Source organism: Janthinobacterium sp. Ant5-2-1, assembly GCF_001445815.1.
GTDB classification, from domain to species: domain Bacteria; phylum Pseudomonadota; class Gammaproteobacteria; order Burkholderiales; family Burkholderiaceae_D; genus Janthinobacterium; species Janthinobacterium lividum_E.
Window position 1 is genome coordinate 72,130 of record NZ_LNCE01000055.1, and the last position, 9,777, is coordinate 81,906.

Annotated in this window: 11 protein-coding genes and 1 rRNA gene; 4 read left to right on the plus strand and 8 right to left on the minus strand. The window is 60.1% G+C overall.

From position 1 onward, the window contains the following. Positions 1-4: 4 nt before the first annotated feature. The 7 genes from ASN89_RS18355 to ASN89_RS18385 form a co-directional block, all read right to left on the minus strand. Positions 5-274: an HPr family phosphocarrier protein gene (locus ASN89_RS18355; protein WP_034749416.1), complete on the minus strand. Its 270-nt coding sequence runs from the start codon at positions 272-274 to the stop codon at positions 5-7. A 91-nt stretch (positions 275-365) separates the two neighbouring features. Beyond that, entirely contained in the window at positions 366-770 is a 405-nt protein-coding gene (locus ASN89_RS18360; RefSeq protein ID WP_035824452.1) for a PTS sugar transporter subunit IIA, read from the minus strand. A gap of 14 nt (positions 771-784) precedes the next feature. Continuing rightward, complete coding sequence (gshB, locus tag ASN89_RS18365; RefSeq protein ID WP_058050272.1) at positions 785-1,741, minus strand: glutathione synthase; 957 nt, start codon at positions 1,739-1,741, stop codon at positions 785-787. A 97-nt stretch (positions 1,742-1,838) separates the two neighbouring features. Then, entirely contained in the window at positions 1,839-3,137 is a 1,299-nt protein-coding gene (gshA, locus tag ASN89_RS18370; protein WP_034749425.1) for a glutamate--cysteine ligase, read from the minus strand. 204 nt (positions 3,138-3,341) lie between these two features. Next, on the minus strand, positions 3,342-4,880 hold the full coding sequence (locus ASN89_RS18375) for an ammonium transporter (protein ID WP_058050273.1): 1,539 nt from the start codon (positions 4,878-4,880) through the stop codon (positions 3,342-3,344). Positions 4,881-4,891: 11 nt separating this feature from the next. Next, the gene (locus ASN89_RS18380; RefSeq protein WP_010393464.1) at positions 4,892-5,230 is read right to left on the minus strand and encodes a P-II family nitrogen regulator; all 339 of its coding nucleotides are present in this window, start codon (positions 5,228-5,230) and stop codon (positions 4,892-4,894) included. 11 nt (positions 5,231-5,241) lie between these two features. After that, complete coding sequence (locus tag ASN89_RS18385; RefSeq protein ID WP_046683505.1) at positions 5,242-6,009, minus strand: TorF family putative porin; 768 nt, start codon at positions 6,007-6,009, stop codon at positions 5,242-5,244. 270 nt (positions 6,010-6,279) lie between these two features. Between ASN89_RS18385 and ASN89_RS18390 the strand changes: the two genes are divergently transcribed. From ASN89_RS18390 to ASN89_RS18405, 4 genes are all read left to right on the plus strand, one after another. Next, positions 6,280-6,528: an accessory factor UbiK family protein gene (locus ASN89_RS18390; protein WP_046683506.1), complete on the plus strand. Its 249-nt coding sequence runs from the start codon at positions 6,280-6,282 to the stop codon at positions 6,526-6,528. Between the two features lie 111 nt (positions 6,529-6,639). Further along, positions 6,640-8,160, plus strand: coding sequence for a YifB family Mg chelatase-like AAA ATPase (locus ASN89_RS18395; protein WP_058050274.1), 1,521 nt, complete (start codon positions 6,640-6,642; stop codon positions 8,158-8,160). 63 nt (positions 8,161-8,223) lie between these two features. After that, positions 8,224-8,769 (plus strand): hypothetical protein, encoded by a 546-nt coding sequence (locus ASN89_RS18400; RefSeq protein ID WP_082654635.1) that lies wholly within the window; start codon positions 8,224-8,226, stop codon positions 8,767-8,769. Positions 8,770-8,950: 181 nt separating this feature from the next. Further along, positions 8,951-9,295 (plus strand): DUF1840 domain-containing protein, encoded by a 345-nt coding sequence (locus ASN89_RS18405; RefSeq protein ID WP_034749443.1) that lies wholly within the window; start codon positions 8,951-8,953, stop codon positions 9,293-9,295. Between the two features lie 61 nt (positions 9,296-9,356). On the opposite strand, the gene rrf is transcribed toward ASN89_RS18405, so the two are convergent. Then, positions 9,357-9,469 (minus strand): 5S ribosomal RNA (rrf, locus tag ASN89_RS18410). Between the last annotated feature and the right edge of the window lie 308 nt (positions 9,470-9,777).

The following is a 9,777-nucleotide window of genomic DNA, read 5'->3' on the forward strand; positions in this document are numbered from 1 at the left end:
GGCATTACTCGCCTTCGCCAAACCTGTCATTAATCAGGGCGGTCAACGCATCGACACATGCCTGCTCATCATCGCCCTCGGCTTCCAGGGTCACTTTCGCGCCCTTGCCGGCGGCCAGCATCATCACGCCCATGATGGACTTGGCGTTGATGCGACGCGCGTTGCGGGTCAGCCAGACGTCGCTCTTGAACTTGGCGGCGAGCTGGGTAAATTTGGCGGAGGCGCGTGCGTGCAGTCCCAGCTTGTTGATGATTTCGAGTTCTCTTTGAATCATTTTTGTATGGTCTCTATCCCTGAATGCACTGCATTGTTGCCAGCCCTGGCTATAAAACCCGCCGCCTTCAGGGCGGCGGCCATGTCACTCTTTACTCGCCCACGCGAATGCGGTTATCGACGCGCACGGCGCCGCTTTGCGCACCGGCCAGCGCCATCTCCACCACCACGTCGAGCGTGTCGCGGCGATACGTGATGGCGCGCAGCAGCATCGGCAGGCTGATGCCGGCGATGACTTCCACCCTGCCCGCGTCGGCCAGCTTGTTGCAGCAGTTCGACGGCGTACCGCCCTTCACGTCCGTAATCACCAGTACGCCGGAACCGTCGTCGAGGCGGCAGATGGCGTCCGACGCCAGCTTCTGCACTTCCGCCAGGTCCTGGTCGGCGACGACGTCGATGGCTTCAAACCGTTCCGTTGGCCCCCGGAACACATGCGCGCAGGCGGCGATGAACGCCTGTCCCAGCGGTGCATGTGTCATGAGCAAAATCCCTACCATAGTCATTTCACCTTCTAGCGCTGCTGCGCTTGCGCAACGCCATGCTCGACGGCGTCGACAAACATGGCCGCCACGTCAAAACCCGTCTGCTGCATGATTTCCTGGAAGCAGGTCGGGCTGGTGACATTGACTTCCGTCAGGTAGTCGCCGATCACGTCCAATCCTACCAGCATCAAGCCGCGCGCGGCCAGAATAGGGCCCAGCTTTTCAGCGATTTCCAGGTCGCGCGCCGTCAATGGCTGCGCCACGCCCGTGCCGCCGGCGGCCAGGTTGCCCCGCACTTCGCCCGCCTGCGGGATGCGCGCCAGCGAAAACGGCACCGGCTTGCCGCCGATGACGAGGATGCGCTTGTCGCCCTTGACGATGTCGGCGATGAAACGCTGCGCCATGATGGTCTGCGCGCCGTTCTCCGTCAGCGTCTCGATGATGGCACCCAGGTTCAGGCCGTCGGCCTTGACGCGGAAGATGCCCGTGCCGCCCATGCCGTCGAGCGGCTTGAAGATGACGTCCTGGTGCTTGGCGTGGAAGGCGCGCAGGCGCGCTTCGTCCGACGTCACCAGGGTCGGCGACGTGAATTCGGAAAACTGCGCGATGGCCAGCTTTTCATTGTTGTCGCGGATGGCGGACGGCTTGTTGAAGACGCAAGCGCCCTGCTTTTCCGCCAGTTCCAGCAGATACGTGCCGTACACGTATTCCATGTCGAACGGCGGATCCTTGCGCTCGATGATGGCGTCCAGGGCCGACAGGCGCACTTCTTCGGTGGAGACCACCTTGTACCAGTCGTGTTCGTCGCCGGTCAGCTCGATGTGTTTGACCCTTGCCGTGACGATGCCTTCTTCCAGCGCCATGTCCTTCTGTTCGAAGGCGTAGACGGCATGGCCGCGTTTGGCCGCCTCGCGCATCATGGCGAAGGTGGAATCTTTGTAAGTCTTGAAGCCTGCCAGCGGGTCGGCAAGGAATGCAATTTTCATGGTGCGTCCAATCGGGGAGCCTGGATAAGGAATGCTTGATTCTAGCCGAGATCGCCAGGCGCGGTAGTCGCCGCGCCTGGCGAGTCTGCTGGATCGATCAATACACCTCGGGATTCGGGTCCGTGCGCTCCATTTCCAGCGACGCGGCCAGCAAGGCCAGGCGTGCCACCACGCCGTACACATAAAAGCGGTTCGGCGCGGCCGTGCCCGGCTTGGCCTTCAAGTCCGGCACGGCATGCTGCTGGGCAAACGCCAGCGGCACGTACTGCGAGCCGGGCGCGTTCAGGTTCTGGTCCACGCCTTTTTCAGCATGCACGCGGTAGAAGCCGCCCACCACGTAGCGGTCGATCATGTAGACAACGGGCTCGGCCACGGCATCCTTGATGCTTTCAAAAGTCGGCACGCCTTCCTGGATGATGACGTCGGTCACCAGCTGGCCATCCTTGACGATCGACATTTTTTCGCGCTGCTTGCGCGACAAGTCGCGCACTTCGCTCGCGTCGCGCACCGTCATGATGCCCGTGCCATACGTGCCCGCATCGGGCTTGACGATGACAAACGGCTTTTCCTTGATGCCGTATTCCTTGTATTTCTTGCGGATCTTGGCCAGCAGCACGTCGACGCTGGCGGCCAGCGCATCTTCGCCCTCGCCTTCCTGGAAATTGACGTCGCTGCACTTGGCGTGGAAGGGGTTGAGCATCCACGGGTCGACATCGATCATCTTGCCGAATTTTTTCACCACTTCATCGTAGGCCGTGTAGTGGTTGCTCTTGCGGCGCAGGGCCCAGCCCGCATGCAAGGGTGGCAACAGGCTTTGCTCATGAATATTTTGCAAGATATCGGGGATACCGTCCGACAAGTCGTTATTCAGCAGAATCGTGCACGGGTCGAAATCCTTCAAACCCAGGCGACGGCCGTTGTTCAGGCGCACCAACGGCTCGATGACGAGCATATTGCCGTCCGGCAGGGCAAGCGGTGTCGGCTGGGTAATCTCGGGCGACCAGGAACCGAAGCGCACGTGCAGGCCCGTCTGGCGGAAGATTTGCATCAGGCGCGCCACGTTCTGCAAGTACTGCGGCGTGGTGTTGTGCAATTCCGGCACGATCAGCAGGTTGCGGGCGTCCGGGCAATACTTGTCGATGGCGGCCATGGCCGCTTGCACGGACAGGGGCAGCATTTCCGTGGCCAGGTTATGGAAACCGCCAGGGAACAGATTGGTATCGACGGGCGCCAGCTTGTAGCCGGCGTTACGCAAGTCTACCGAGCAATAGAAAGGCGGCGTGTGCTCTTGCCACTCCATGCGAAACCAGCGCTCAATGGCCGGCGTCGCGGCCAGAATCTTTTTTTCGAGGTCGAGCAGCGGTCCGGTCAGGGCCGTGACGAGATGGGGAACCATAGTTACATCCTTAAATTATGTGCAGTATTCAAAAAAGCACACAGAACTGCCGACTATATTACCGTGTAAGTACCCCAAATCGGGGCAAAAGCCTTGTTTTAAAGACCTTTTACATTCCCACAACGAAAAAAAGGCACCTCAATGAGGCGCCTTTTCCAACCGGACATGCCGCGCCGGGGCGCTGGCATGCCAGATAGTGATTATTTAACCATGATACGCTTGCTCGCCATGGCTCGTGATATCGAGGCCTTCGCGCTCTTCTTCTTCCGGTACGCGCAGGCCGATGACGATGTCGACCAGTTTATAAGCGATGACGGAAACGATGGCCGACCAGAGGATGGTGGTGCCGACCGCTTGCGCCTGCACCCACACCTGATGGCCGATCGAGTAGGGATCCGCCGACATCTTGTTAGTGACATAGTCGAAGATGCCCTGCCCGCCCAGTTGTGGTGCAGCAAACACGCCCGTCAGCAAGGCACCCAGGATACCGCCCACGCCATGCACGCCGAACACGTCGAGCGAATCGTCGGCGCCGATCAGGCGTTTCAGGCCATTCACGCCCCACAGGCAGACGACACCGGCCAGCAAGCCGATGACCAGGCCGCCCATCGGGCCGACAAAGCCGGCCGCCGGGGTGATCGCCACCAGGCCGGCCACTGCACCCGAGGCGCCACCGAGCATCGATGGCTTGCCTTTGCTGATCCACTCGCCAAATACCCACGACAGGGTGGCGGCGGCAGTGGCCAACAAGGTGTTGACGAAAGCCAGGGCAGCCACGTCGCCCGCTTCCAGCGAGGAACCGGCATTGAAACCGAACCAGCCCACCCACAGCAACGACGCGCCGATCATGGTCATCGTCAGCGAGTGCGGCGCCATCGATTCGCGGCCGTAACCGACGCGCTTGCCGATCATGATCGCACCCACCAGGCCGGCGACGGCGGCGTTGATGTGCACCACGGTGCCTCCGGCGAAGTCCAGCGCGCCTTTTTGCCAGATCCAGCCAGCCTTCAGGGCTTCGCTGGCCGAGGTGGCGGCGTTGGTGATCAGGTCAGGACCGGTCCAGAACCATACCATGTGGGCCGCTGGCAGGTAGGCGAACGTGAACCACAGCACGACGAACGCCAGCACGGCGGAAAATTTGGCGCGCTCGGCAAAGGCGCCGACGATCAGTGCGCAGGTGATGGCGGCAAACGTGCCCTGGAAAGCGACAAAGACGAACTCGGGAATGACGACGCCCTTGCTGAAGGTCGCGGCGGCGGCAAACGTGCCCTTGGCCGGATCCCAGATACCGTTCAGGAACAGGCGGTCGAAGCCACCGAAGAAGGCGGTTTTTTCCGTGAAAGCGATCGAGTAGCCATAGATGCACCACAACACGATGACCAGCGCGAACACCATGAACACTTGCATCAGCACCGACAGCATGTTTTTCGAACGCACCAGGCCGCCGTAGAACAGGGCCAGGCCGGGGATGGTCATCAAGATCACCAGCAAGGTGCTGATCATCATGAAGCTGGTATCGCCCTTGTTGGCGACGGGCGCGGCGGCTGGCGCGGCAGCGGCCGGGGCCGGAGCGGCGGCGGCCGGAGCTGCTGCGTCAGGCACCGGGGTGACGGCAGGAGCGGCGACGGCCGACGTCGTGGCAGCCTCCGTCTTGGCGGGGGCATCGGCAAAGCTCGGCGCGGCGACGCCGAACGCACACAGACAGGCAAACCCAGCTAGCAATTTTGTTATATTTTTACGCATCAATATTCCCCTTAGAGCGCTTCGTTGCCGGTTTCGCCGGTACGGATGCGGATGACCTGTTCCAGGTTGTAGACGAAAATCTTGCCATCGCCGATTTTACCGGTACGCGCGGCGCCTTCGATCGCTTCGATGGCCTGGTCGACAATGGCGTCATCGACAGCCGCTTCGATTTTGGTTTTTGGCAAGAAATCGACGACATACTCGGCGCCACGGTAGAGTTCCGTGTGCCCTTTCTGGCGGCCGAAACCCTTGACTTCCGTGACGGTAATGCCTTGCACATTGATAGCCGACAAAGCTTCGCGTACTTCGTCCAGTTTGAACGGTTTAATGATTGCAGTAATCATTTTCATGGCAGTCTCGCTTAAAAGGTTTTGGATACGGTCAGCACGAGACCGGATTTCGCCAGATTCTTGCCATTCGGTGCCAGCGACGAAATGTTGGCCTTCACGGCGGCGAGAGAAACGGTCGCCATGCCGAAGTCCTTGGTCACGCCGATCTTGACATCGTTATAGCTGAGGGAATCGTTGTGCTCGACTTTCTGGCGGCCCACATGCACGTTCATGATGTAGCCGTCGATCATGTCGAAGTTGCCGCCCACGTCAAGATAGCCACTGTTCTTGCTGTCGGCGACGCCAAACAGATTGGTCGTCGAGTGCGAGTACTTGATGTACAGCGGGCCATAACCGAGCTGGCCATACAGTTCAAAGGTATTCGCATTGGTGCTCAGCCCATTCGAGGGATAGAAGTAGTACAGGCCGCCCACATCATAGGTAACATTCTTGCTGATCTCGCCACGCTTGCCGCCGTACACATCCCATTCCAGATTGGTATCGCCGCCGCCGTCCTTGATCCATTTGATGCTCGACAACCAAGTTCCCACGTACAGGCCCGTCGGGTTATGGGTATAGTCGGCGCCGCCACTGACGGCCGGTTTCAAGCGGCTTTGCGAAATGCCACGGTAGCGGTAGTCGCTGGTCAGCGCCACGTTGTAGCTCACCACGTTATCAGGTACGGCTTCGGCTGCAGCAGGCGCCGCCACTGCATCCTGGGCCATGGCGCTACCGCACAAGGCGGTCATGGCCAGCGACAACGCTGCAGCTAAAGTCATGTTCTTGGACAGATTCTTCATGGCGATTCCCTTTTATTGAACTTTTAAAGCGGTTGAGGTTTAAAATCTTGGCTGGAGATCACAAAGCGTTCATACCTTCTTTAGCAGAATACGTGCCAGCTCCATTGCCACCTTGACAGGTGCGTTTCCGGCCATACATACCCTGCAAGCCTGTGGGCATGCGGGTACGGGCTGCTAAAGCATTGTGAATTTGCCCAGTTTCGCACCAGATTAACGCCGCTGTGCACCGCAATGGTGCGATGCACAGGCCGCACCATAAAAGGACTGACCATGGACATGAATACCTTCTTTAACGACTTGCAAGGCAAGATCCATCAAGCCATCGAAAACTCGCCTGCCAAGGATATCGAGAAAAACGTCAAATCGATGATGACCCAGGGCTTCGCCCGCCTCGATCTCGTCACGCGTGAGGAATTCGATATCCAGGCGCAAGTGCTGGCCAAGACCCGCGCCAAACTGGACGCACTGGAATTGCGCCTGATCGAACTGGAAACGCGCCTGAACGAATCCAAGGCGTAAGGTGACGCCAGCCAGGTCCCGTTATTGACGGCCTTGCTGGCATAGCTCAAGCCTGACGGCGCTTCACGCGCTAGACTGATCCTGCCCGCGCCCGCGCCACAGGGGAGTCTGATGAGTCTGGCCGTCCTGAAAAGCCGCGCCCTGGCCGGCATGGAAGCGCCCGAGGTAAGTGTCGAAGTCCACCTTGCCAATGGTTTGCCTTCGTTTACGATTGTCGGCCTGCCGGATACGGAAGTGAAGGAATCGCGCGACCGCGTCCGTGCCGCGCTGCAAAACTGCGGCTTTGACATGCCGGCGCGGCGCATCACGGCCAACCTGGCGCCGGCGGATTTGCCCAAGGAATCGGGGCGCTTCGACCTGCCCATCGCGCTGGGCATCCTGGCCGCCTCCGGCCAGTTGCCGGGCGACCAATTACACCACTACGAATTCGCGGGCGAACTGTCGCTGTCGGGCCAGTTGCGCCCCATCCGCGGCGCCCTGGCCATGACCTTTGCCATGCAGCGCAGCCAGCCGGGCGCGCCACGCGCCTTCATCTTGCCGCAGGCGAACGCGGACGAGGCGGCGCTCGTCCGCGACGCCTGCATCTACCCCGCCCACAGCCTGCTCGAGGTCTGCGCGCATTTTGCCGCGCACGCCAGCCACACGGCCCTGCAACGCCATCAGCCCATGTTGGCTGTCTCCGCTTTTGCGTATCCCGACTTTGCCGACGTGCAAGGACAGCAGCAGGCGCGACGCGCACTGGAAGTGGCAGCCGCGGGCGGCCATAACGTCTTGATGGTAGGGCCACCGGGTGCGGGCAAGACCATGCTGGCCAGCCGCTTCCCCGGCGTGCTGCCGCCCATGAGCGATGAAGAAGCGCTGGAATCGGCGGCCGTGCATTCGCTGGGCGGGCACTTCAAGGTGGAACACTGGAAACGGCGTCCCTATCGCGCCCCGCACCAAACGGCGTCCGGCGTGGCCTTGGTGGGCGGCGGCAACGTGCCGCGCCCGGGAGAAATCTCGCTGGCACACTGCGGTGTGCTGTTTCTCGATGAAATCGCCGAATTCCAGCGCCGGGTACTCGATGTCTTGCGCCAGCCCATGGAATCGGGCGTGATCAGCATTTCACGCGCGGCCCACCAGGCCGAGTTTCCTGCCCGCTTTCAGCTGATCGCCGCCATGAATCCCTGCCCATGCGGCTATCTGGGCCACGCTTCGGGCCGTTGCCGCTGTACGCCGGACGCCGTGCTGCGCTATCACAGCCGCCTGTCCGGCCCGCTACTCGACCGTATCGACTTGCAAATTGAAGTGGCCGCCATGCCGCCCGCAGCGCTGGGCCGGCACGCAGGCGCCGACGAAAGCACGCAAGCCATCGCCACGCGGGTGGCGGCAGCCTTTGCCCTGCAGCTGGCACGCCAGGGCAAAGGGAACCAGCGCCTGAGCAGCACGGAAATCGAACAGCATTGTCGTCTGGAAACGCATGGAGAACAGCTGCTGCATGGCGCCATGGCGCGATTGCATTGGTCGGCGCGCACGTATCACCGGGTACTGCGCGTAGCGCGCAGCATCGCGGACCTGGCGGGCAGCCCCGGCATCACGCAAGCGCATGTCGCCGAAGCGATCCAGTACCGGCGCGTGCTGCGTGAAATATGAGCCGGCCGGTGGCCCCACACGTGCGCGATTGCGCCTGATCGGCGGCGCTGCTACCATCTGCTGATGAAAAAACCATCACTTGCCCTCTTTCTAGCTACGCTCGCGGCCGCCAGCGTCCTGTCCGCCTGCAGTCCGAAGTTCGACTGGCGCGACTATCGCAGCCCCGACGCCCAGTTCACGGCCCTGTTTCCAGGCAAGCCGGCCGTGCTAACACGCGAGATCGATCTCGATGGCAAGAAAGTCAGCCTGACCATGACGGCCAGCGAAGTCGATGGCAATACCTTCGCCATCGGCAGCGCCGTGCTCGACAGCGCAGAACAGGCGCAAGCGGCCCTGCCCGCCATGCAGACTGCCCTGTTGAAAAATATCAACGGCACCGTGCGCAGCGAAAAATCGGCATCGGCGGCCAGCAGCACGGCTGCGGGAACGCACCAGCGCAGTTCGCTCAGCATCGAGGCCAAAGGCACACAGCAAGGCAAGCCTGTCTTGCTGGTCGGGCGTTTTGTGGCGCAGGACAAACGCATCTTCCAGATCATCATTCTCGGTGAAGAAAGCAAGCTGTCGCGTGACACCATCGACACCTTCATGGACTCGGTGAAACTGGATTAAGACTTAACGATCGCTTAAACGGGTATTTTCACGGTAAGCGAGCTCTTGTAAATACGTGCGTTGTCCAACAGATGGCTCTATCCGGCTTGCAAATATGCAATCCGGGACAAACGGACGGCCTGTGCGACATTTCAAGTCGTGATATTGTTTCGACACTAACAACAAGTTTCAGAAAGCGCTTATGTTGATCTCATTCAAATCCAAATCTTCCCCTGAAGTGCTGATGTACCAGGAACATGCCCAGCGTATCCTCGACATCCTGCACAAGAACCCCACGCGCGGCGTCATCACGCCAGCCGAAGCGGGCGATGCCCTGGCCCTGCTGGAAAAAGAAGTCGCGGAAAGCAAATTGCATCCGGAAAATGACATCGAACACGATGCGCATACGCCGGAAACACTGGAAGATGGCGAAACGGGTGCCCATGCGCGCGCGCAAAAAGTGCATTTCTCGCAGCGCGCCTATCCTTTGATGGAAATGCTGCGCTCGGCCAAGGCGGAAAATGAAAGCATCACCTGGGGCATCTGATCCGATGAGTGCTGCAGACGAAAAAAAACCCCGCACCTAGCGGGGTTTTTTTATATAACAAGCCTGACGATAACCTACTTTCACACTGGTTGCAGCACTATCATCGGCGCAAAGTTGTTTCACGGTCCTGTTCGGGATGGGAAGGGGTGGTACCAACTTGCTATGGTCATCAGGCATAACTTTTTCAACAACCTGCTCCCAGCGGGGCAGCAAGTCATCTGATCTGAGGAGGCGAATTATACCCCAGGTCGGCTTGACGCACAAGCGCGCAAGCCGGCATCACCACGAATGCCAACAATGTTGTCGGATTACGCTACGCTAATCCGACCTACCCGGCGTTCTATGGACGTAGGTCGGCTTAGCGCGCAGCGCGTAAGCCGACACCACCACCGGCGCCCAACAAAACCACCAGACGAAAAAAAACCCCACCATGGCTGGCGGGGTTTTTCTCTACTGCGAATAACAAGCCTGACGATAACCTA